We start from the raw sequence: 22476 nt of genomic DNA, 5'->3' as shown, positions 1-22476 counted from the left end.
GTGTAAATACTATATGGGAAAGAACATTTTGTCAATGAAGAAAATTGTCGAGTGTAAATGATCTTTAACATTTTAATAAATTGTTATGAAAAATCTATCCTACAATATACGGAAATGCAAGCTTTTTATTTTAGCTCTTTTGACCATTTGTTTTGATTTCCGCTCTAAAAACTCATTTTCCTGGTAGTTTAAAAATTGAAGGCGCTTGAAAAGGAGAGACAAGCAAATGTAAGGTATAGAAATGGACCGCTAACCTCTAATACTTGCATCTTAACACTCTATGAAGCCTCCTCAGCTCTTGAAACTACTGCGAGGTTCTTTTGTGTTTTTTTCAGCAGGGTGTCTCGCATCTAAGCCTAATCAAAGTTATACTTGAATAATAATTTATTTTAAAGCCTGAAACTAAAAAAAATGTTTAATCAATCAATATTTCCTCTAAAATGTCCTGTCCAGAAGCAATCAGCTTAGCTCCTTGTTGAATGAGATGATTGGTACCTTCCGAAAGTGAATCGTCGATTGGGCCAGGTAAGGCAAAAACTTCTCTGCCAGCTTCGAGTGCCAAATCAGCCGTGATTAGTGATCCACTTCTCTTTTTTGCCTGAATAACTACGGTTCCTCTCGAAAGCCCACTTATAATACGATTCCTCATCGGAAAATGCCAACGTTCTGGTTTTATTATTGGAGGATACTCCGATAAAAGCAAATGGTTTTTAACTATTTTTGCTGCAAGCGCTTTATTTTCTGCAGGGTATAAATGAAAGAATCCTCCACCAAGAACAGCAATGGTCTTTCCTCCAAATTCAATTGTTTTTTCATGTGCATACGTATCTGTTCCTTTGGCAAGACCGCTTATAATTACAATATTATTTTTTATTAATTTTGGCAAAATCAAATCAAGTCCATTTTTTGCATATTGATTAGCAGCTCTCGCTCCCACAACAGCAATCGAAGGTTTATATAATAAGGATTTATCCCCCATGTAAAATAATATTAGGGGAGGCTCATGAATTTCTTTTAACTGCCTTGGATATTCTGGATCTTTATAAGTAATAAAAAATATTTTATTAGATTTATATAGTTTAATAAGTTTATGCACATTAATTGAAAGGAATTCATTTGTGAATTTTTCCATCGTACTCGAATCAAATTGAAAAATATGTTGCAGGTTTGCTGGGGACATATTGTAGAGATCTTTCAATTGAGGATCATGCTTCAGAAGTTTTCTTATGGATGTACTCGTTAAGAACCTGGAATGAACGAGGTGGAAAAGCTTATTATTAAAAATTTCAATCAAGCTCCTTTTTAGAATTTACAAAATAGCCCCTCTTTTGGAGAGGCTATTTTAATGAAAATCTCATATTTTAGTGTGTTTTACACTTTTCGTAAAGACCTTTTTCTTTTATCACTTTAATTAGTGTTTCACCAATTACAGATGGTGTATCGGCAACTTGAATTCCACATTCATTCATAACGCGGATTTTTTCATCAGCAGTACCTTTTCCGCCAGAAATAATGGCACCTGCATGTCCCATACGTTTTCCTGGAGGTGCTGTACGCCCACCGATAAATCCAACAACTGGCTTAGTCATATTAGCCTTAACCCATCTTGCAGCCTCTTCCTCAGCTGTACCACCGATTTCACCAATCATGATGACAGCTTCAGTTTCAGGATCATCGTTAAATGCTTTCAATACATCGATGAAATTTGTTCCATTGACAGGGTCTCCGCCAATTCCAACTGCAGTAGATTGGCCAACACCCGCTTGAGTTAACTGATGAACAGCCTCATATGTTAATGTACCAGAACGGGACACTACACCTACATGGCCTTTTGTATGAATATACCCTGGCATAATTCCAATTTTACATTCATCTGGTGTGATGACTCCAGGACAGTTTGGACCAACAAGACGTGTCTTTTTGCCTTCCATATAACGTTTTACATTTACCATATCAAGAACTGGAATATGCTCTGTTATACAAATGACAAGATCTAATTCAGCGTCTACTGCTTCTAAAATAGCGTCAGCAGCAAATGGTGCTGGAACATAAATAACGGATGCATTGGCACCTGTAGCTTTTACGGCTTCTTCTACAGTATTAAAAACAGGAACACCTTCAACTTCTGTACCACCTTTACCAGGTGTTACGCCGCCAACGATTTTCGTGCCATATTCAAGCATTTGTTTCGTATGGAAAAGTGCAGTAGATCCAGTGATTCCTTGCACGATTACTTTCGTATCTTTATTGACAAAAACACTCATTATTTTCCCTACCTTTCAGTTTTCTCGATGCAGACAGTAAGTCAGCATATATGTTTATCCGACTAATCCAACAATCTTTTGAGCACCATCTGCCATTGATTCCGCAGCAATGATGTTTAATCCGGATTCATTCAATATTTTCTTTCCTAAATCGACGTTTGTTCCTTCTAGTCTTACAACAAGTGGTACTTCAAGTCCTACTTGTTTAGCTGCTTCAACAACCCCAGTTGCAATAACGTCACATTTCATTATTCCACCAAAGATATTTACGAATATACCTTTTACATTTTCATCAGATAGGATAATTTTGAATGCTTCTGTTACTTTCTCTGCTGTCGCACCGCCACCAACGTCAAGGAAGTTAGCGGGATCTCCGCCATAATATTTAATGATGTCCATTGTAGCCATCGCTAATCCTGCACCATTAACCATACAACCAATGTTCCCATCAAGTGAAATATAGCTTAAATCATATTTAGATGCTTCGATTTCTTTTTCATCTTCTTCATCAAGATCACGATACTCAAGAATATCTTTATGTCTATAAAGAGCGTTTGCATCAAAATTCAATTTTGCATCAAGAGCCATTACGTTTCCATCACCAGTAACAACTAATGGGTTGATTTCTGCAATAGAACAATCATTGTCAACAAAGGCACGGTAAAGACTAAGCATAAATTTAGCGGCTTTACCAACAAGTTCCTTTGGAATATTAATATTAAATGCAATTCTACGAGCTTGGAATCCTGTTAAACCGACAACTGGATCAACTACTTCGTAGAATATTTTTTCAGGAGTATTTTCTGCTACTTCTTCAATCTCAGTACCGCCTTCTTCAGAAGCCATTAAGACAACACGATCTGTAGCACGGTCCACTACTAAACCAACATAATACTCTTTCTTAATATCGCAGCCTTCTTCAATCAATAGGCGTTTTACTTCTTTTCCAGCTGGTCCAGTTTGATGAGTTACAAGTGTTTTCCCTAAAATTTCGTTGGCATATGTACGCACTTCTTCTAAGTTTTTAGCTACTTTTACCCCACCAGCTTTACCACGGCCACCTGCATGTATTTGTGCTTTTACAACACTAACATCGGAACCAAGCTCCTTCGCTGCTTCAACAGCTTCTTCAACTGTGAAAGCAACTTTTCCATTAGGTACAGAAACCCCATATTTTCTGAGGATTTCTTTACCTTGATATTCATGGATATTCATTTTGCATCCTCCAATCACAATGTCAAAAATAGATTGCCTTATATATTGTATTAAAACGCTTATCGGATGTCCAATATTAAAGACGGACTTTTCCTTTTCGTTTATCCAATTGATATACGAATGCAAATATTTCTGCAACAGCGTTATACAAATCTTCTGGTATTGTTTCATTAATATTTAGTTGACCTAGTAATTCTACAAGAGTTGGATCTTGTTGTATGGGAATATCGTTTTCACTACCAATAGATAATATATTTTCAGCGATGATTCCTTTTCCTTTAGCTACTACAATAGGTGCGTCGTGTATATTACTTTTATAATGTAAAGCTACTGCTTCCTTTATTGGTAGTTCCCTTCGTTTACTCATATCCTGATATCCACTCCATTATAGGATTGTTTAGAATGATATCTATTTTTCTTAGAATCTTGTTTATTGTAATTATCAGGGGTTTTAAAATTTATTGATGACAATCGATAATCCAATTCCTTTAATCCAGATATTACAGCAGGCAGCATATCTGTAGAAAGATTTTTCAATTCTTCACTTGAATTCAGGATGGTAACTGAGACGATTCGATTTTGTACTTGCATATCGACCATCGTTTCTTTCAAATGTTCCAGATCCAGATAAAAAATAATTCTGCAAAAGTCAGAGTTTATTTTTCCATCTTCCGTTCTTTTACCCGACCATTGCATTGCAATCTCAGATGGATAATCACCAAGTTTAATTGGAATTTCATACAAAAGATGGTGAATGGGTCCATTTTCAGAAGATAATAATTGAAAACCATTCATTCTAAATAACAGTTGTTCAGCTATGGATTTTGATTCGCTCTGGATGGATTGAGATTCTTGTAAAAATTGTACTAAAAGGGGTTTCATTGATTCTTTTAACAATTCATGATTTTGTTCACTGTCTAGCAACGTATTTTCATAAAATATCCCTGTTCTTTGTAACGACTGCTTTAACAACAACAATGCATTTTCACGATTATTAGGTAATATTTCTACATCCCAAGATTTCAGCAGCTTTAATATTTCTTTTCCCGTTGAATCGAGTTGATTCTCTTCTAATATAAGTGAAGCTTGTAAAGTTTTTAATAAATGTTCTGTTGAATCATTATTTCCGGAAGCGATTAACGATTTAAAAACACCTTCATTATAAGGTAAATTTCTTTGGGACATTAATTTTATAATTTGAAGTCCTTCCTCAAGATTTTGTGATTGTTTAAGAAGTTGGACAGCATTAACAATATCTTCTTTCGTTAAAAAGATATGTTCGTTCATTAAAAGTCTAACAAGAGATTGGTTGACTTTATCGTTTGAAAGTCCTAATTGTTGTAATAGATTTGTTGTTGATTCATTATTGGACATGGGGTTTGAGTTAAGAAGTTTTAACCTTGGCGCACCTTCATTCGAAGTTACCTGGAGCCAATAACCTTTCCCGGCAGCTAATGGAACTTCAAGTCTAGCAATTAATTTGTGAACTCCCATTTTGATTTCCGCGTGTTGATTTGGAAACAATCTTTGAATAACGCCATAAAAAACTTGCCCATTCCGAAAATGAATAGAGCCTTGAGGAATATTTTCTTGATTTTGCAACAAAGCTCTCATAACTGCTTGCATGACCATTAGTATGCCACCTCTATTCAAACAGCTTTTTAATTGGAGCAAACGTTTTTCTATGTATTGGACATGGTCCAAAATCATTTAATGCATCAAGGTGTAACTTCGTACCATAACCCATATGTAAATGAAAACCATAATGAGGATACTGCTCATGATAATCCTTCATTATACCGTCGCGTGTCACTTTTGCCACGATAGAAGCGGCGGCAATTGAAACACTTTTTGCATCTCCTTTAATAATGGATATTTCAGGATAGATACTATTAATTTTCATTGCATCCAATAATAAATAATCTGGCTGAACACTTAAATTTTGTACTGCAGCCAACATAGATTTTTTCGTTGCCTCATAAATGTTAACTCTATCAATTTCCTCGGATGATAAAATGCCAATTCCCACGGCAACAGATTTGGACATAATTTCCGAATATAATTCTTCACGTTTTTTTTCAGTCAATTTTTTAGAATCGTTTAAGCCTGGAATATACGAATTTTCTTCAAGTATTACAGCTGCTGATACAACTGGACCTGCAAGCGGTCCTCGACCAACTTCATCAAGACCTGCAATTAATTTAAACCCATCCTTCCTAAGCCTTCTTTCATAGGTTTCCATTATGATATATTGCTTACGTTGGTCTCTTTCTTGTTTTTTCGTATGATGCCACTTTTCCAGTAAATCTTTTACTCCCTTTCTTGAATCTAATGTTAGTTGTTTCAAGAATGGATTATTTTCATCTTGAATTTGGTCTATAATTTTTTTTATCTCTTGAATTGATGTTTTTTTCATATGTTAGCTCCATAAAAAAATGTAAGACCCCATAATGGGATCTCATTCAGGTTTTATCTCCGGTAAATCAAAAGTAATATTACCAAATTTTTGCATTCTAATATCTCTTATCACAATTTCGGATGTTTTGTCATAATCAACATCGCCACCAGTAGTAAGACATCCTCTAAGCTGACCAATCTTATCAAATAATACGGATATTTCTTCCGGGATTTCGGTTAATTGATAACGTTCTAACATTCTTTCCGGATAATATTCTTGTAAATATTTTAGTCCAAAAACAGCAATATCTTGCATGTTAAGCAATGTATCTTTGATTGCTCCTGTCAACGCAAGCTTATAACCTGTTTCAGGATCTTCAAATTTTGGCCATAATATCCCTGGTGTATCAAGTAGTTCAAGTTCCTTGCCTACTTTTATCCATTGCTGAGCCCTTGTTATTCCTGGGGTATTTCCCGTCTTTGCAATATTTCGTTTAGCTAATCGATTAATCAAAGTAGACTTTCCGACATTTGGAATTCCGATAATCATAGCTCTTATGGCCCTTGGTCTTATTCCTTTTGCTTTTTGACGCTCGATTTTTTCATGCAAAATCTTTTCAGCAGCTTTCACAATTTCTTTAATACCTGTTCCGGCTTGTGAATTAATAGACAATGCCAGTTGACCCTTTTCTGCGTAATAGTCAATCCACTTATTAGTCAACATGCGATCTGCCATATCTGCTTTATTTAATAAAATAAGTCTTGGTTTATGTTGAATAATTTCTTGCAGCATAGGATTAGAGGAAGATTCAGGTATTCGCGCATCGACCAGTTCAAAAATAATATCAACTAATTTTAGTTTTTCTGTCACTTCCCTGCGAGCTTTAGCCATATGCCCTGGGAACCATTGAATTGTCATGAATCTATTCCTCCAACATTCTACTTAACATATCTAATATCTTTAAAAGGCCAGTAAACAATATTCGTATCACCGATTACTTTTTCTAATGGAATTGAACCGATATGTCTACTATCCTTACTTGATCTACGATTATCACCCATTACAAATAATTCCCCTTCTGGAACGGTTTTTTGGCCAACAGGGGTTTCTTCTAATGTAAAGTCTTCCGTCAACGGACCTTCAACAATTTGACTTTTATAAGCATCTAAATATGGCTCAGCATATGGTTTTCCATTAATATAGAGCGTATCATCTCTGTATTCGACCGTATCGCCAGGTAACCCAATTACACGCTTTATATAGTCTTTTTGTTCGGGTGCATGAAAAACGATGATATCAAATCTTTGTGGTTTTCCCAGTTTATTCACAATCATTCGATCCCCATTATGTAGAGTAGGCATCATAGAATAACCATCTACTACAATTGGAGCAAAAAGAAAATATCTAATGATGGCTGCCAGTCCAATTGCAATAAGGAGTGCTTTCGTCCATTCCCATAATTCGTTTTTTTCTTTTGTCATCGTTTCACCATCCAATAAACTCAATCATTTTCTAATTGATAGTTTTTATTTATGTATACACTATTGTAAATGAAAAATAAACATTTATCACTTGAAAAGCGTAAGGCACCTTAGTCAGTCCGACAAATAAATGTTCTGGGGCAAAAAAAGTCCGGCATTTGACTATAAATTATGCTGGTTTTAACATCGTGGGGCTAAGGGCAAAAGCTGGACATTGAAAATATTGCTTATTAAACATAAAATCATATGTTTATATGAATAAAAGGAGCTTGAAATCAAGCTCCTTTCTCTTTTTGCCATTGTTTTATCGAATTTCTTTGATACGCGCAGCTTTTCCACGTAAACTACGTAGATAGTAAAGCTTCGCACGACGAACTTTACCGCGACGCACTACTTCTAGCTTCGCAATTCTTGGAGTGTGTACAGGGAATGTACGCTCAACTCCAACACCATAAGATATTTTACGGACAGTGAAAGTTTCACTAATACCGCCCCCACGGCGCTTAATAACTAACCCTTCGAATAACTGAATTCTTTCACGTGTACCTTCAACTACTTTAACATGGACACGAACAGTATCACCAGGGCGGAATGCCGGAAGATCATTGCGAAGTTGTTCTTTTGTGATTTCTTCAATAATTTTGTGCATCGTATTCATCTCCTTCCAACCGACGCTCTTGCAAAAGGAAAACATGCAGCGGAACACCGTTGTTACAGGCTAAATAAGGCTTATCAGCCTTAGCCACAAAAACTATATTAACATACACATATATTGATTGCAATTGTAACTTTTAAGAAATTCTAGTTAAGAGGATCAATATTGTTATTTTTTTCTAATAAGTATTTTTCCATTAAATCAGGACGCCTGCTCTTAGTTCTGTAAAGTGATTCATTTTCACGCCATTCTTTAATTTTTTGATGGTTACCTGATAAAAGAACTTCCGGAACTTTCATCCCTCTGAAATCAGCAGGACGTGTATAATGAGGATGTTCTAATAATCCTGAAGAAAAAGAGTCATAAATAGGTGATTCGTCATTACCAAGTACTCCTGGTAACAAGCGAACTACTGAATCTATCATGACCATAGCCCCAAGCTCTCCGCCAGTTAAAACATAATCACCAATCGATATTTCATCCGAAACAAGGTGCTCTCTTATCCGTTCATCGTATCCTTCATAATGTCCACATATAAAAATTAAATGATCTTCTTTAGCAAATTCTTCTGCTTTCTTCTGGGTATACTTTTCCCCTTGTGGACAAAGCAAAATAACGCGCGGATTTGCGTTACGCTCATTTTTTAAATAGTCGACTGCATCGAAAATAGGTTGAGGCTTTAAAACCATCCCTGCTCCACCACCATAAGGATAGTCATCAACAGTCTTATGTTTATCATCTGAAAACTCACGAAAGTTAACAACGTTATAAGAAACAGCTTTTTTTTCTGCAGCTTTTTTCAAAATGGAAGAACCTAAAACACCTGAAAACATTTCTGGAAATAAAGTTAGTATATCGATTTTCATTATTCTAGTAACCCTTCAATTGGATTAATGATAATTTTTTTATTTTCTACCGAAATATCAATTACTACATCTTTAATATAAGGAATCAAATATTCCTTTCCATCTTTACTTTTTACAACCCAAACATCATTTGCCCCCGGAGTTAGAATCTCCTTCACCGTGCCAATTTCTTCACCGTCTTCTGTAACAACTGTGCAATCAATAATTTCGTAAAAATAGAATTCTCCTTCTGATAATTCTATTAACTGTTCCTCGGTAACCTTTAATATGCCTTCTTTCATTTGCTCGACATCATTGATGTTCGAATAATTTTCAAATGATAGTAAATCAAAATTTTTATGTTTACGATGGGTTTTTACAATTAATTCGATGGGTTCTTTTTTCTTTGGCAAAAAAAGATAAAGTAAACTTCCAGGGAAATACCTTTCTTCTGGAAAATCAGTTTTTGAAATCACTCTTACCTCACCTTTTATTCCATGAGTGTTAACTACTTTTCCCACATTAAACCAATTCATAAATCTCACCTCTCGCGAATTTCTACTATGATGCCATCTTTAATTACAATCGTTTTGCCTTTTGCGACTTCATCCCAATTATCGCCAACTTTAATATCAATAATCGCTTGTATATCTTGATCATGAAGTTCACTTCCAATAGATAACATATCAAGTTGTTCAATTTGGAAGTCAATTAGCTTAATTTTTTCCTTGCGCATTTCAATTTCTTTGTCGAACTGAGTTTTCAATCCAGAGGGAGTAAACTTTCTAGTTCTTTCTAATTTTTTCAATTCAAAAAGAAGCTGATCGCATTCTTTTTTGAGCTGCTGTTTATTATCTTTAAATCTTTTTTGTAGTTTATACTTACTCATTTCCGTTAAAACCTGTTTAACGGAAACAGTTTGGAGAATTCTCATCATCATCATCCTCCGATAATCTATTATGTAATTAGCTGATTTAAATGTATTAGTAGGTTTTCTCCTAAATAGCACTCGTTTTCCATTCATGCCTATATGCAGAGGCAGTTAGCAGGCTACTAGCCTCGTCCCTGCGTGTCAAATGGTATCTGATTATTTTAGATTATTAATTTAGATTAAGGAATAACGACAAAATTGGATAATCGGAAGGCACTTGACCATTAGCTAGAAGGAAACATTTCTTCCTAGGAAATTGTTCTTAAACTTTTTGAGGTAGGGTTAATTTGGACCTTGAACGCCTTGCGCCTGCAGCTAGATAAGTCGTGTCGATGATAGGTTATCTTAAATTCTTAATTCACTTTTCCTACAGGAGTCTTATGATCGCCATATCCAACTAATAACAAATCTATTAAGATAAACAAAAAAGGGAGGTATTCCGCCTCCCTATTCGTCGATTTCCAAGTAAACCTTCTTATGTTGTTTTAATCCTGCTGCGGCATAGACTACTGTTCTAATTGCTTTTGCAACTCTACCATGTCTTCCAATCACTTTTCCGATATCATGTTCATTTACTGAAAGGTGATACGTAATACGATGATTTTCTTCTACTTCACGTACCCCAACCTCATCGGGATAATCAACAATCGGCTTTACAATCGACAAAATTAGATCATTCATGGCTATCACAATTACTTACTGTTCTTTGCGTTATGGAATTTTTCCAAAATACCTTGCTTAGAGAATAAGTTACGAACAGTGTCAGAAGGTTTTGCACCATCTTTAAGCCATTTTAGTGCTGTTTCTTCATTAATTGCAACTTGAGCTGGTTGAGAGATTGGATTATATGTTCCAATTTCTTCAATGATGCGTCCATCACGTGGAGAACGAGCATCAGCTACAACAATACGATAGAAAGGAGATTTTTTTGCTCCCATACGTTTTAAACGAATTTTTACTGCCATTTTAATAGCACCTCCGAATAGTTTCACACAAGATAGTATAATATCAGATGTTTTATTTGTTTGTAAAGTATTTTTTCTTAACAGGTTAGAAAAACTGAAGCTTGACACAAAATAATTACATAAAAGGCAATTTAAAGCCGCCACGCTTTTTCCCTTTTTGCTGCATGCCAGTCATTTGTTTCATCATTTTTTTCATTTCTTCAAATTGCTTTAAAAGACGGTTTACTTCTTGAACAGTTGTGCCGCTTCCTTTTGCAATTCGTCGGCGTCTGCCAGCATTAATGATCTCAGGCTGCTCTTTTTCTTTTGTCGTCATGGAACGAATGATAGCTTCAACATGACCTATTTGTTTTTCATCTACTTGGAGATTATTTATGCCTTTTATCTTATTAGCGCCAGGCATCATTTTTAATAACTCATCGAGAGGTCCCATATTTTTAACTTGACCTAACTGATCGAGAAAATCATCCAATGTAAATGAAGCTGTGCGGAACTTTTGCTCCAGTTCTTTCGCTTTTTCTTCATCTACGGATGCTTGTGCCTTTTCTATTAAGGTGAGCATATCTCCCATTCCAAGTATCCGTGAAGCCATTCGCTCCGGATGGAAAGGTTCCAATGCATCCATTTTTTCACCCATACCAACAAACTTAATCGGTTTTTCAGTAACAGAGCGAATAGATAATGCCGCACCACCACGGGTATCTCCGTCAAGCTTCGTGAGAACAACCCCGGTTATTTCAAGCATCTCGTTAAAACTTTGTGCAACATTTACCGCGTCTTGCCCGGTCATCGCATCAACTACGAGGAAAATTTCATCAGGCTTTGCAACTTCTTTAATTTCTTTTAGCTCATTCATCAATTCTTCATCAATATGCAGTCTTCCTGCAGTATCAATTAAAACATAATCATGATGATCTTCTTTCGCTTTCTCAATTGCTTTTTGAGCAATTTCCACTGGGCTAACTTTGTCACCTAAGGAAAAAACAGGGATGTCCAATTGTTTACCAAGTGTTTCTAGCTGTTTAATAGCAGCAGGTCGATAAATATCAGCTGCAACAAGAAGTGGCTTTCTATTGAATTTCTTCCTCAATAAATTAGCCAATTTTCCAGCTGTAGTTGTTTTACCAGCCCCTTGCAATCCAGACATCATAATGACGGTTGGCGGTCTACTGGCAACCGCAATTTTACTTTGTTCGCCACCCATCAACTCCGTAAGTTCTTCCTTAACAACCTTGATGACTTGCTGCCCGGGAGTGAGGCTTTTCATAACCTCTTGGCCAACTGCCCTTTCACTTACTTTTGAAATAAATTGCTTAACGACCTTGAAATTAACATCAGCTTCTAGCAATGCAAGACGTACTTCACGCATCATTGCTTTTACATCAGCTTCAGTTACTTTTCCTTTCCCCCGGATTTTTTGCATAGTTGCCTGCAACCGGTCGGCTAATCCTTCAAATGCCATATTGCCGCCCCCTAATCCAATTCCTTAAGCAATACTAAAAATTGTCCTAACTTGGTATTGTCCAATTTTCCAAGAGACAAACTTTTTTCCATTTGCTCGATAATATTGCTTCGCTCCAAAAACTTTTGGAACAACTGCAATTTTACTTCGTATTCCTCCAACATGGCTTCTGTGCGCTTTATATTGTCGTATACCGCTTGACGGCTTACTTCATATTCATCCGCTATTTCACCAAGTGAAAGGTCATCGAGATAATATAGGGACATATAACTGCGTTGCTTTGGAGTCAACAGCGCTTGATAAAAATCAAACAAATAATTAATGCGCATTGTTTTCTCTAGCATTGTCATATAAATCCCCCTTGTTAAGTTAAAATCCTTTACACACAAATCATACATATCAATTAATAAAAAGTCAACAATCCTACATTTTTAAACTTAATTCGTATCTTCGGAAGACTCTATTGCATCGGAAAAAAGTCCGTACACATATTTTTCCGCATCAAACTCTTGAAGATCATCCATTTTTTCTCCAAGTCCAACAAATTTAACAGGAATGTTTAGTTCGTTGCGAATGGCAAGCACAATCCCGCCTTTTGCAGTACCGTCAAGTTTAGATAAAACAATCCCACTTACACGAACAGCCTCTTTAAAGGTTTTCGCTTGAATTAAGGCGTTTTGGCCAGTAGTTGCATCCAGTACTAATAATACTTCATGAGGAGCATCCGGTACTTCCCGCTCGATTACACGCTTTACCTTTTCTAATTCTTTCATTAAGTTCACTTTATTTTGTAATCTTCCTGCTGTATCGCAAAGAAGAACATCGACTTTTCGGGATTTTGCTGCCTGTAATGCATCGTACATAACTGCCGCGGGATCTGAGCCTTCAGCTTGCTTGATAACATCTGCACCGACACGTTGTCCCCATACCTCCAATTGTTCAATTGCACCCGCACGGAAGGTATCACCGGCAGCAAGCATAACTTTTTTTCCATCTTGAATAAGCTTATGTGCTAGTTTTCCAATCGTTGTTGTTTTTCCTACACCATTTACTCCAACAACTAAAATGACGGTTAATCCATCATTTATAATATTTAAGTGATTTGATTGTTCATCCCCGGAATCATAAATTTCAACTAATTTTTCTGATATGACAGATTGAACTTCTGCAGGATCTTTAATATTTCTCCTCTTTACTTCGATTTTTAATTGTTCCACAATCTCCATTACCGTTTCAAATCCAACATCCGCTTGAATTAATATTTCTTCAAGTTCCTCAAAAAAATCCTCATCCACTTTTCTATAACGTGAGACAAGATCATTTATTTTTCCGGAGAATTGGTTTCTTGTTTTTGTTAGGCCTTCTTTAAATTTACTAGAAACCTGATCAGTAGAAGAAGTAAACTTCTCTTTTAATTTCTTAAAAAAACTCATCTTACACTACCTCGATTCGTTATATTTGCACCATTTCGTTTGTTTTTTTCAACTTAACGGAAACAATTTTAGATACTCCAGATTCTTGCATCGTCACTCCGTATAAAACGTCTGCTCCCTGCATTGTTCCTTGTCTATGAGTGATTACAATAAATTGTGTTTCTTTACTAAATTCTTTAAGGTAATGACTAAATCTCTGGACATTTGCTTCGTCTAACGCAGCTTCCACCTCATCAAGCACACAGAAAGGAACAGGTCGAATTTTTAGAATTGAAAAAAGAAGAGCAATTGCCGTCAGTGAACGTTCTCCTCCAGATAGCAAGCTTAGATTTTGCAACTTTTTTCCAGGAGGCTGTGCAACAATATCAACACCAGTATTCAACATATCTTCGGGATTTGTGAGCGTTAATTCCGCCCTTCCACCACCGAATAACGCTTTAAAGACACCTTCAAATTCACTTTGAATATCGAAGAAAGTCGTACTGAACCTTTTTTCCATTTCACTATCCATCTCATCCATAACTTGGAACAAATGATCTTTTGCATCCGTTAAGTCCGTTTGCTGTTCTTTTAGGAAGTGATATCGTTCAGATACCCTTTCATATTCTTCAATAGCGCCCATGTTTACAGTCCCTAACTCAGCAATTTCAATTTTTATTAATTTTACTTTCGTTCTCGTTTCTTCAACAGGCAAGGTTAAAGTGTATATTTCTTTAGCACGTTCATACGATAATGAATATTCTTCTCTTAATTTATTTAAAAGATTATCAAGCTCAACGTCCAATCGGTTACTTTTTACCTCTTCATTTTTAAGCATAACAGTAATTCCATTATAAATTCTGTTAAACTCTTTAAGTTCAGCTTCCCTTTGTTCAATAGAAATTTGTAATTGTAGTCTTTCTTCCCTTTGAGCGGATAAGTTTTGTTCAATTTCTTCTTTATCCGCTTTTTTCCTTATCGCTTCTTCAACAAGATCTCCTTCGGTGGATGAGTGTCCTGTCATTTCACTTTCAAGCCATTGAAGATCCTCCACTAAAGAATTTTTACGTGTTTCCAACTCCGTTAATTCATTGTTAAGTGAATGGAAGGCATTACGTGTGGATGATAATTGCTCTCTAGATACTGCAAGCAATGAAGATAATTCCGTAATCTCTTTTGCCAATGAATCCTTTGATTGTCTTTCATTATTTCGTTGAGCAGTTAATCGTTTAATTCGCTCGTTTAAGGAGTGGATTTTCCCCTCGCAAGTTGAGATGATTCCAGAAAGCGCCTTTATCCTGTCATTAATTTTATTTTTTTCAACTTTTAGTTCGGATGTTTCAAGGTCATATACAGCAAGGCGATCATCTACATTCTTTTTATTTATTTTAATTTGAGCAAGAGTTGATTCTACATCATTTTGTTTTATTCGCAGTTGTTCACCTTTGGATCGAATTAACTCTAGAAGTTTTTCTTCATTTGTTAAATTGTTTCGCGCTTTCTCCCAAGAATCTTGAAGAATAGCCGTTTTTTCTCTCATTTCCACTAGTTTTTCTTTTAAATCTTCCAATTCGCTTTTTCGCCCAAGTAAAGAGCCTGTTGATTGTTTAGAGGCACCGCCCGTCATTGACCCACCTGGATTAACAACGTCACCCTCTAAGCTAACTATTCTATATCGATGTTGGAGAATTTTTGCTATTTGATTCGCACCAGCTAAATCCCTAGCAACAATAATATTTCCTAAAAGACTATTGACTGCGGCAGCATGCTCGTCTTTAAACTTTACTAATTTGGAGGCAATTCCTATAAATGACGGGTGTGAAGAGACCATTATTTCTTGGTTTGACGAAATACCCTTTTCTCTAATGGTATTTAACGGTAAAAAAGTTGCCCTTCCATATTGCTTCCTTTTTAAAAATTGAATAGCTTCTCTAGCATCTTTTTCAGTTTTAACGACGATGTTCTGCATCGAGCCACCGAGTGCAATTTCGACTGCTTTAGCATATTCTTTTGGAACTTGAATTAGTTCAAGGATTGCTCCTTCAATGCCTTGAAGAATATTATCCTTAGCTTTTAACACTTCTTTGACACCTTGAAAAAACCCGGTATAATCATCTTCCATTTCTTCAAGTGCTTCCTTGCGAGATTGAGCCTTTTGAATAAACTGATTAGCTTGATTAAGCATGGATGTTTGTTTTTCTAGATGTTGTGATAAAGATTCAATGTTTTTCTTCGTTTCATTATATTGAATTAGTTGTTCTGCAATTTCTTTTTCAAGTAAATGCATTTCTTCCATCTTTTTTTCTAGTTGTTCAGCAATATTGCTTCTTTCTTCAATAAACTTTTCGTTTTCTCCATCTAAACGATTACTTCGAGCCATTTGTTGATTCAGTTGTTGGTCCAAATATTGCATTTCATTTTTAGCAGAAGCTTGCTCATTTAAGACTTCTATATAATCACTTTTTAATGATTCAATAGTATCTTCAATAGTATCGTCTAATTGACTTAACTGTTTTCTTTTCACTTCTAGTTCTTTTTGTAATGTCTGAACTTCAGTTTCTTTTAGACTTACTTCCTTTTTAGTTGCATTACGTTTTTCAGTAATTTGTGACACTTTCAAGGTAGCATCATCAATGTTTTTTTTGAGTTGCTCGGTGTTTTGGGTTGCATTTCTTTTTCTTTCTTTTAAAACTTCTCTCCGTCCTTCTAATTTCTCTAAATCTTTGGTTGCAGTCAGCAATTCAGATTGTAAGTTTGCAATTGTCTCATCGTATAATGCAAGCTTGTTTCTTTCTTTCTCCGTTTTCGATTCATTTGCTTGAATTTTAGTGGAACATTCTTTCTCTTGAAATGATAATTTATGTAGTTCCTGCTTAGAAGTTTCCCAATTTTCGTGCAATACTCCAATTTCATGGACAGTTAATGCAACTTCATGATTTTCAAGCTCTTTTTTCTTCTCAAGATAATCTTTTGCAATCGAAGCTTGTATTTTTAAAGGCTCAATTTGACTCTCAAGCTCATGAAGGATATCATTGACACGATTTAAGTTATCGCTAGTTTCTTGCAACTTTCCTTCTGCTTTTTTCTTTCTTGTTTTATATTTTAAAACACCAGCCGCTTCTTCAAAAATAGTCCTTCTCTCTTCAGGTTTACTATTTAAGATTTCCTCGACCTTCCCTTGGCTAATGATAGAGAAAGCTTCTTTACCAAGTCCTGAATCCATAAATAAATCGATAATATCTTTCAATCTACAACCTTGCCCATTTAGTAGATACTCGCTTTCACCAGATCTAAATACTCTTCGTGCTACACAGACCTCGTTATAATCTATCGGCAAAGCCTCATCTTCATTGTTTAAAGTTAAAGCCACTTCAGCAAAATTAAGTGGTTTCCTGGAATCGCTTCCGGCAAAAATAATGTCTTCCATTTTTCCGCCGCGCAATGATTTTGCAGATTGCTCCCCAAGTACCCAACGAATGGCATCTGTAATATTACTTTTTCCGCTCCCATTTGGTCCCACTACCGCCGTAACTCCCGGAACAAATTCTATCGTAATTTTTTCTGCAAATGATTTAAATCCAATTATGTCTAATTGTTTAAGGTACACACAAATCACTCCCTATTAAAGAAAAGCGCCAAGCGATCGCCCATCGTAATAAATAAAGTACTGAGACACATTAAGTCAATTTTTGGCGGCTTTTTGATCTCGACTCGATGGCGCCAGAAGCGCTGGACAGCAACACCCATAATTCAAAACTTATATGTAATATACATATTAGAAAAGACCAAGCGTCTTGCTCATAACCAAGAAACCCTCCGGACTTTGTTGTCAATTGATTCCATGGCAAAATGCCCCTTCCTTCCTAATCCTTGAAATAATAGAGAAAAAATATGGAAAAGAAAAAAACTAAGGGAGAGGAAAGGAAGATTGCCAATCGACAACTACTGGGACAAGACATTAAAACTATTTTGTAAAATCAAATGATATATAGCTTTTACTTATATTCCATTAAAAAACATCACTGGATCCATATTCTTCGAGTTTTCCTAAAGCCATTTGTGCTGCATGCTGTTCAGCTTCTTTTTTAGAGCGACCGGAGCCTTCTCCTAGCACTTCTTTGTTTAGGGAGACTTGTGATACAAATACGCGATTATGTGCTGGCCCTTCCTCTTGAAGAATCGTATACTCAAGCACACCAGAACCATCTCTTTGCACATATTCTTGTAATTGACTCTTAAAATCCATCACATGAGAAAAAGCACCTAAATCAACCTTTGGGAAAATAACCTTCTCTAAAAATGAAATAACGGTTTCTAATCCCTGGTCTAAAAACAATGCACCAATGAAAGCTTCAAATGCATCGGCAAGCAATGCCGGACGCGAACGGCCACCTGTCATTTCTTCGCCTTTTCCAAGTAACACGAATTCACCAAACTTGAGCTCATTTGCGAAGCCCACAAGTGCTGGTTCACAAACAATTGCAGCCCTCAGCTTCGTTAATTCTCCTTCACTCATCATGGGGTATTTCTTAAATAAAAAATTAGAAACTGATAGTTCTAAAACTGCATCACCTAAAAATTCTAGTCTCTCATTATCTTCATACGGTTTTTTTCGATGCTCATTCACATAAGATGAATGTGTAAATGCTTGTATTAATAACTTTTCATCATTGAACTGAAGATCAAGTTTTGCTTGAAATTCCTTAAAGCTACGAATGATTTTATTCATTGTATTTTTTTCACGATATGATTTTCGCATCAAGAATCCACCTTGCTATTCATTTGTTTACGTTATTTTCAATTTAAATGTTTGCTTCCGTCCAAATCAATTATAAGAAAGTTAATATAAAGACCTATATCGAAAGCTTTTTTCGCAAAGATTGTTATTTCAATGAGATAGTCCCACATAACTAGCATGTTCTGGTGGACATTTATCTAACCATTAATTAATTCAATAATAATTGGAAAACAACAAAATTTAAGAAAAAAGCCTTATGTAAAGTAGAAATGTCCCGTCGACTTCAACGGGACATTATCTTACTCAAGCGACTATTTGCTACCTTCTATGTAATTGACAACGTCGCCTACTGTTGCAATTTTTTCTGCATCATCATCGGAAATTTCCATATCAAATTCATCTTCCAATTCCATGACAAGTTCTACAACATCTAGGGAATCCGCTCCTAAATCATCTTTAAAAGAAGCTTCAAGGGTTACTTTAGATTCTTCGACGCCTAAACGGTCAACAATAATCTTAGTTACGCGTTCAAGAGTATCTGCCATTTGATTCACCTCCCCTCAAAACATTATATAGGATATCCCATTAAAGATAAACAAGCCTTAAAGAAATTTTCTACAAAGTAAATCATCTTTTTATATAATGTTTATTTTTCATTATTTAAGCAGTAACCGAAAATGGATTGAACCTCAAACATCAATCATTACTTTAGAAAAGAGTTTCTATCCTCATAAGAACAGCTATATTATTAAATGTAAAAGCTATTACACACAAACCTCACATATACATTCCGCCGTTAACGTGAAGCGTTTGCCCTGTCATATACTTTGATTCATCGGATGCAAGATAGATGGCAAGGTTAGCAATATCATCAGATTCACCAAAACGTCCAAGAGGAATTTGTTTAAGCATAGTGTCCTTAACATCTTCCGGAAGTTGATCTGTCATATCCGTCGTAATAAATCCTGGTGCAATGGCGTTAACAGTTATACTTCTAGGAGCTAATTCCATTGCACTTGTTTTCGTCAAACCAATCACACCAGCTTTCGCTGCCACATAATTAGCTTGTCCAGGGTTGCCGCTTACACCAACAATCGATGAAACGTTAATAATCCTTCCAGATCTCTGCTTCATCATTTGTCTTGTTACAGCTTTCGTACAAAGGAAAACACCTTTTAAGTTTGTATTAATAACATCATCCCATTCTTCTTCCTTCATTCTCATAAGCAAGTTATCACGGGTGATGCCGGCATTGTTAACCAGGATGTCTAACTTTCCAAATTGTTGAATCGTTTCTTTAACCATTTCTTGGACTGATTCACCGTTTGAAATATTACATTGATAGGCGAAAGCTCTTCTACCCAGTTCAATAATTTCATTAACGGTTTCCTTCGCTTTTTCTTCACTGCCAGCGTAATTAACGACGACATCCGCACCCTCTTTTGCGAACGCTATTGCTATTGCCTTACCAATTCCTCTTGATGCACCAGTTACAATAGCTGTTTTACCCTCTAATCTCATTCCCCTTCACCTCTTAAAGCAATTAATGTAGCAACACAGCTTTCAGGATCTTGAACTGAATAAATTTGTACATTTTTATTGATTTTTTTAATCAGTCCAGATAATACTTTCCCCGGTCCAATTTCAATAAATGTATCTACTCCAAGTTCGATCATTTTCTGTACTGAATCCTCCCATAATACTGGGGAATATAGTTGCTCGATTAATTTTTCCTTAATATCTTGGTTTTTATTGATTGGGCTAGCCGTTACATTTGTAATCACAGGAATATCAGCGTCTTTTATATTTATTTCGTTTAAAATTGAAGTGAATTTCTCTGCAGCAGGCTTCATCAGTTCTGAATGGAATGGTCCACTAACATTTAAAGGTAAAACCCTTTTTGCCCCTTTTTCTTTCGCCTGTTCACCAGCTTTTTCTACTCCAGCCACTGTTCCAGAAATGATAATTTGACCAGGACAATTCAAATTTGCTAATTGAACTGAATTTCCGTCTATTGTTACAGCGTCAGTAATTTCCTTAAGACTGCCTTGATCTAATCCTAGTACTGCCGCCATCGTCCCTTCACCGTTTGGAACAGCTTCTTCCATAAATTCTCCCCGCTTTGAAACCGCATAAACGGCATCTGAAAAATCAATTGCACCACTTGCAACCAAAGCGGAGTATTCCCCAAGACTATGGCCAGCTGTATAGTCAGGAGTAATCCCTTCTTCTTTTAAGTATTCCAATAATGCAATACTTGTAGTTAATAGAGCGGGCTGTGCATTCACAGTCTTTGTAAGTAAATCTTGTGGTCCATTAAAAATAATCGAAGAAAGTTCTCTTCCTAATCGATTATCAGCTATCTTAAATATTTCTTTTGATTTTTCATTTTCATTAAAAGCAACTTGCCCCATTCCTACAGACTGCGAGCCTTGCCCTGGAAAAACAAATGCTATTTTCCCCATAGTTATGATCTCCCTTCGTCTACAGCTTCCTTAATTGTTGCGGATATTTTATGTCTTACCATTTCACGGGTTTGACGAATTGCATGGTAGATTGCATTAGCATTAGACGAACCATGTGCTTTAATGACAGGGGCCTCCAAGCCAAATAAACATGCTCCGCCATATTCTGTATAATCCATCATTTTTTTTAAGCCTTTTAGATCCGACATTAGAAGGCTAGCTGCAATTTTATTTTTTAAGCTTCCAGTCATCACATTTTTAAGCATGGAAAAAACAGACGATGCCGTACCTTCAATTGACTTCAAAACAACATTCCCTGTAAAACCATCTGTTACAACAACATCTGCATGTCCTTCTAATAAGTCGCGGGATTCAATATTTCCTATAAAATTCAAATTGGCGGATTTTAAAAGTTCAAAAGCTTTTTTAGTAAGATCATTTCCTTTGTTTTCTTCTGATCCAATGTTCAATAAGGCAACTCTTGGCGCATTAATACCTCTTACTTTTTCGGCATATATGTTTCCCATAATCGCATATTGTAGTAAATGTTCAGGTTTTGCATCTGCATTAGCGCCTAAGTCAAGCATAACAAAGCCTTTTCCATCTAAGGTAGGTAATGTAGGAGCTAAAGCTGGGCGGTCGATCCCTTTAATCCTGCCCACTACAAATAATCCCGCTGCCATTAGCGCACCTGTATTACCAGCTGATATACAGGCATCAGCTTCACCATTTTTAACAGCTTGTGCCATCATAACCATTGAAGCATCCTTTTTTCTACGAATTGCTTTTACTGGTTCATCGGTAGCTTCAATTTTTTCTGTAGTATGGATGATTTGAACATTTCTTTGAGCGGTTAAATATTTTTTTATTTGAGCTTCATCACCGTATAACAAGAATTCGGTATCAGAAAAATCTTGGGAAGCCCTATTGACACCCTGAATGATTTCCTCAGGGGCATGGTCGCCTCCCATAGCGTCTATTGCTATTTTCATTTTGGCCCACCTTCTTTAAGACTTGATCGAAACATTTCAAATTCCCCTTTAAATACTAACTCTTTTCCTACATAACTCATAACGTCCACTATTGTCCTATCAGATGGCCATCCTTGCATACGTACCTTTGCTTTCGCCACTACTCTTTCACCTGATTTTACAGGTCTAGTAAAATGAATATTTACTTTTACCGTAAGGGCAAGTTCATCATCAATAACTGCTACGGCTAAAGAATTAGCTTGGGCAAATAAATGATGTCCCCTAGCAATTGAATTTCTTTTAAAGACATGTTCTTGCTGCACATCAAAGATGGATATCGCGGTTTGGTCAAGCTGAATATCGATTATTTCACCAATAACTTCATCTATAGGCAACGCCTTAACCTCATCCGCAACATGCTTTTCTGCTACATTTTTAATTCTTTCTCTTAACTCAGGTATCACCAATTCCATTCGGTCCAGCCGAATTGTTTGAACGCTGACTGAAAATTTTTCTGCTAATTCATCGTCTGTAATAAAAGGATTTTCATTAATTGTTTGGCTCAACATTCTTTGGCGATCTTTTTTTGAAGGTCTCATATTTTTCATCACCATTCACGATATTAAGACTAGGTATTAACAGTAGTATATAAAAATAAGGAGTTAAGCGCAACA

General features: G+C 36.0%; 24 protein-coding genes. All 24 read right to left on the bottom strand.

The genetic code is table 11. The features are described from left to right. Window positions 1-415: 415 nt before the first annotated feature. The 24 genes from dprA to fapR all read right to left on the bottom strand — a co-directional run bounded on the left by dprA (window position 416) and on the right by fapR (window position 22401). A complete protein-coding gene (dprA, locus tag MT489_RS02150) occupies window positions 416-1198 on the bottom strand; it encodes a DNA-processing protein DprA (protein WP_244679856.1) in 783 nt (260 codons plus the stop codon). 163 nt (window positions 1199-1361) lie between these two features. Continuing rightward, window positions 1362-2264 carry a succinate--CoA ligase subunit alpha gene (gene sucD, locus MT489_RS02145; RefSeq protein ID WP_244679855.1) on the bottom strand — a complete coding sequence of 301 codons (903 nt, stop codon included), beginning with the start codon at window positions 2262-2264 and terminating at the stop codon, window positions 1362-1364. 54 nt (window positions 2265-2318) lie between these two features. Beyond that, complete coding sequence (gene sucC, locus MT489_RS02140; RefSeq protein ID WP_244679854.1) at window positions 2319-3479, bottom strand: ADP-forming succinate--CoA ligase subunit beta; 1161 nt, start codon at window positions 3477-3479, stop codon at window positions 2319-2321. 76 nt (window positions 3480-3555) lie between these two features. Further along, the gene (locus tag MT489_RS02135) at window positions 3556-3846 is read right to left on the bottom strand and encodes an EscU/YscU/HrcU family type III secretion system export apparatus switch protein (protein ID WP_244679853.1); all 291 of its coding nucleotides are present in this window, start codon (window positions 3844-3846) and stop codon (window positions 3556-3558) included. Next, window positions 3843-5111, bottom strand: coding sequence for a hypothetical protein (locus tag MT489_RS02130; RefSeq protein ID WP_244679852.1), 1269 nt, complete (start codon window positions 5109-5111; stop codon window positions 3843-3845). The genes MT489_RS02135 and MT489_RS02130 overlap by 4 nt, the downstream gene beginning before the upstream one ends. A gap of 13 nt (window positions 5112-5124) precedes the next feature. Further along, a complete protein-coding gene (locus MT489_RS02125; RefSeq protein WP_244679851.1) occupies window positions 5125-5895 on the bottom strand; it encodes a ribonuclease HII in 771 nt (256 codons plus the stop codon). A 42-nt stretch (window positions 5896-5937) separates the two neighbouring features. Beyond that, window positions 5938-6795, bottom strand: a complete 858-nt coding sequence (gene ylqF / locus MT489_RS02120; protein ID WP_244679850.1) for a ribosome biogenesis GTPase YlqF — start codon at window positions 6793-6795, stop codon at window positions 5938-5940. Window positions 6796-6815: 20 nt separating this feature from the next. Next, window positions 6816-7358: a signal peptidase I gene (lepB, locus tag MT489_RS02115; RefSeq protein ID WP_213109654.1), complete on the bottom strand. Its 543-nt coding sequence runs from the start codon at window positions 7356-7358 to the stop codon at window positions 6816-6818. Between the two features lie 304 nt (window positions 7359-7662). Continuing rightward, entirely contained in the window at window positions 7663-8007 is a 345-nt protein-coding gene (gene rplS, locus MT489_RS02110; RefSeq protein WP_244679849.1) for a 50S ribosomal protein L19, read from the bottom strand. A 152-nt stretch (window positions 8008-8159) separates the two neighbouring features. Beyond that, window positions 8160-8879, bottom strand: a complete 720-nt coding sequence (gene trmD, locus MT489_RS02105; RefSeq protein WP_244679848.1) for a tRNA (guanosine(37)-N1)-methyltransferase TrmD — start codon at window positions 8877-8879, stop codon at window positions 8160-8162. Continuing rightward, window positions 8879-9394: a ribosome maturation factor RimM gene (gene rimM, locus MT489_RS02100; protein WP_244679847.1), complete on the bottom strand. Its 516-nt coding sequence runs from the start codon at window positions 9392-9394 to the stop codon at window positions 8879-8881. Before rimM ends, trmD begins: the two co-directional genes overlap by 1 nt. 5 nt (window positions 9395-9399) lie before the next feature. Then, window positions 9400-9792 (bottom strand): YlqD family protein, encoded by a 393-nt coding sequence (locus MT489_RS02095; RefSeq protein WP_244680609.1) that lies wholly within the window; start codon window positions 9790-9792, stop codon window positions 9400-9402. Window positions 9793-10236: 444 nt separating this feature from the next. After that, window positions 10237-10470 carry a KH domain-containing protein gene (locus MT489_RS02090; RefSeq protein ID WP_244679846.1) on the bottom strand — a complete coding sequence of 78 codons (234 nt, stop codon included), beginning with the start codon at window positions 10468-10470 and terminating at the stop codon, window positions 10237-10239. A gap of 11 nt (window positions 10471-10481) precedes the next feature. Next, on the bottom strand, window positions 10482-10754 hold the full coding sequence (gene rpsP / locus MT489_RS02085) for a 30S ribosomal protein S16 (protein ID WP_213123187.1): 273 nt from the start codon (window positions 10752-10754) through the stop codon (window positions 10482-10484). Window positions 10755-10869: 115 nt separating this feature from the next. After that, window positions 10870-12216, bottom strand: a complete 1347-nt coding sequence (ffh, locus tag MT489_RS02080; RefSeq protein ID WP_244679845.1) for a signal recognition particle protein — start codon at window positions 12214-12216, stop codon at window positions 10870-10872. Window positions 12217-12227: 11 nt separating this feature from the next. Next, window positions 12228-12560, bottom strand: coding sequence for a putative DNA-binding protein (locus tag MT489_RS02075; RefSeq protein WP_244680608.1), 333 nt, complete (start codon window positions 12558-12560; stop codon window positions 12228-12230). A gap of 93 nt (window positions 12561-12653) precedes the next feature. Further along, entirely contained in the window at window positions 12654-13649 is a 996-nt protein-coding gene (gene ftsY / locus MT489_RS02070; RefSeq protein ID WP_244679844.1) for a signal recognition particle-docking protein FtsY, read from the bottom strand. A gap of 19 nt (window positions 13650-13668) precedes the next feature. Continuing rightward, window positions 13669-17235, bottom strand: coding sequence for a chromosome segregation protein SMC (smc, locus tag MT489_RS02065; protein WP_244679843.1), 3567 nt, complete (start codon window positions 17233-17235; stop codon window positions 13669-13671). 402 nt (window positions 17236-17637) lie between these two features. Then, window positions 17638-18387 carry a ribonuclease III gene (gene rnc / locus MT489_RS02060; RefSeq protein ID WP_244679842.1) on the bottom strand — a complete coding sequence of 250 codons (750 nt, stop codon included), beginning with the start codon at window positions 18385-18387 and terminating at the stop codon, window positions 17638-17640. A gap of 290 nt (window positions 18388-18677) precedes the next feature. Further along, window positions 18678-18911, bottom strand: coding sequence for an acyl carrier protein (locus MT489_RS02055; RefSeq protein WP_244679841.1), 234 nt, complete (start codon window positions 18909-18911; stop codon window positions 18678-18680). Window positions 18912-19143: 232 nt separating this feature from the next. Then, complete coding sequence (gene fabG, locus MT489_RS02050) at window positions 19144-19887, bottom strand: 3-oxoacyl-[acyl-carrier-protein] reductase (protein WP_244679840.1); 744 nt, start codon at window positions 19885-19887, stop codon at window positions 19144-19146. Next, entirely contained in the window at window positions 19884-20831 is a 948-nt protein-coding gene (gene fabD, locus MT489_RS02045; RefSeq protein WP_244679839.1) for an ACP S-malonyltransferase, read from the bottom strand. The genes fabG and fabD overlap by 4 nt, the downstream gene beginning before the upstream one ends. 2 nt (window positions 20832-20833) lie before the next feature. Continuing rightward, window positions 20834-21823, bottom strand: coding sequence for a phosphate acyltransferase PlsX (plsX, locus tag MT489_RS02040; RefSeq protein ID WP_244679838.1), 990 nt, complete (start codon window positions 21821-21823; stop codon window positions 20834-20836). Further along, the gene (fapR, locus tag MT489_RS02035; protein ID WP_244679837.1) at window positions 21820-22401 is read right to left on the bottom strand and encodes a transcription factor FapR; all 582 of its coding nucleotides are present in this window, start codon (window positions 22399-22401) and stop codon (window positions 21820-21822) included. The genes plsX and fapR overlap by 4 nt, the downstream gene beginning before the upstream one ends. Window positions 22402-22476: the final 75 nt, after the last annotated feature.

This window comes from Lederbergia wuyishanensis (assembly GCF_022900255.1).
GTDB classification, from domain to species: domain Bacteria; phylum Bacillota; class Bacilli; order Bacillales; family Bacillaceae_C; genus Lederbergia; species Lederbergia wuyishanensis.
Note: the sequence above shows the minus strand (reverse complement) of the source record. Positions and strands in the feature narration are given on the sequence as shown.

What these genes read in the sequence shown, in the direction of transcription:
- sucD (WP_244679855.1), bottom strand. Translation starts at nt 2,264, where the DNA reads ATGAGTGTTTTTGTCAATAAAGATACGAAAGTAATCGTGCAAGGAATC.
- sucC (WP_244679854.1), bottom strand. Translation starts at nt 3,479, where the DNA reads ATGAATATCCATGAATATCAAGGTAAAGAAATCCTCAGAAAATATGGG.
- MT489_RS02135 (WP_244679853.1), bottom strand. Translation starts at nt 3,846, where the DNA reads ATGAGTAAACGAAGGGAACTACCAATAAAGGAAGCAGTAGCTTTACAT.
- MT489_RS02130 (WP_244679852.1), bottom strand. Translation starts at nt 5,111, where the DNA reads ATGGTCATGCAAGCAGTTATGAGAGCTTTGTTGCAAAATCAAGAAAAT.
- MT489_RS02125 (WP_244679851.1), bottom strand. Translation starts at nt 5,895, where the DNA reads ATGAAAAAAACATCAATTCAAGAGATAAAAAAAATTATAGACCAAATT.
- ylqF (WP_244679850.1), bottom strand. Translation starts at nt 6,795, where the DNA reads ATGACAATTCAATGGTTCCCAGGGCATATGGCTAAAGCTCGCAGGGAA.
- lepB (WP_213109654.1), bottom strand. Translation starts at nt 7,358, where the DNA reads ATGACAAAAGAAAAAAACGAATTATGGGAATGGACGAAAGCACTCCTT.
- rplS (WP_244679849.1), bottom strand. Translation starts at nt 8,007, where the DNA reads ATGCACAAAATTATTGAAGAAATCACAAAAGAACAACTTCGCAATGAT.
- trmD (WP_244679848.1), bottom strand. Translation starts at nt 8,879, where the DNA reads ATGAAAATCGATATACTAACTTTATTTCCAGAAATGTTTTCAGGTGTT.
- rimM (WP_244679847.1), bottom strand. Translation starts at nt 9,394, where the DNA reads ATGAATTGGTTTAATGTGGGAAAAGTAGTTAACACTCATGGAATAAAA.
- MT489_RS02095 (WP_244680609.1), bottom strand. Translation starts at nt 9,792, where the DNA reads ATGAGAATTCTCCAAACTGTTTCCGTTAAACAGGTTTTAACGGAAATG.
- MT489_RS02090 (WP_244679846.1), bottom strand. Translation starts at nt 10,470, where the DNA reads ATGAATGATCTAATTTTGTCGATTGTAAAGCCGATTGTTGATTATCCC.
- rpsP (WP_213123187.1), bottom strand. Translation starts at nt 10,754, where the DNA reads ATGGCAGTAAAAATTCGTTTAAAACGTATGGGAGCAAAAAAATCTCCT.
- ffh (WP_244679845.1), bottom strand. Translation starts at nt 12,216, where the DNA reads ATGGCATTTGAAGGATTAGCCGACCGGTTGCAGGCAACTATGCAAAAA.
- MT489_RS02075 (WP_244680608.1), bottom strand. Translation starts at nt 12,560, where the DNA reads ATGCTAGAGAAAACAATGCGCATTAATTATTTGTTTGATTTTTATCAA.
- ftsY (WP_244679844.1), bottom strand. Translation starts at nt 13,649, where the DNA reads ATGAGTTTTTTTAAGAAATTAAAAGAGAAGTTTACTTCTTCTACTGAT.
- rnc (WP_244679842.1), bottom strand. Translation starts at nt 18,387, where the DNA reads ATGCGAAAATCATATCGTGAAAAAAATACAATGAATAAAATCATTCGT.
- MT489_RS02055 (WP_244679841.1), bottom strand. Translation starts at nt 18,911, where the DNA reads ATGGCAGATACTCTTGAACGCGTAACTAAGATTATTGTTGACCGTTTA.
- fabG (WP_244679840.1), bottom strand. Translation starts at nt 19,887, where the DNA reads ATGAGATTAGAGGGTAAAACAGCTATTGTAACTGGTGCATCAAGAGGA.
- fabD (WP_244679839.1), bottom strand. Translation starts at nt 20,831, where the DNA reads ATGGGGAAAATAGCATTTGTTTTTCCAGGGCAAGGCTCGCAGTCTGTA.
- plsX (WP_244679838.1), bottom strand. Translation starts at nt 21,823, where the DNA reads ATGAAAATAGCAATAGACGCTATGGGAGGCGACCATGCCCCTGAGGAA.
- fapR (WP_244679837.1), bottom strand. Translation starts at nt 22,401, where the DNA reads ATGAGACCTTCAAAAAAAGATCGCCAAAGAATGTTGAGCCAAACAATT.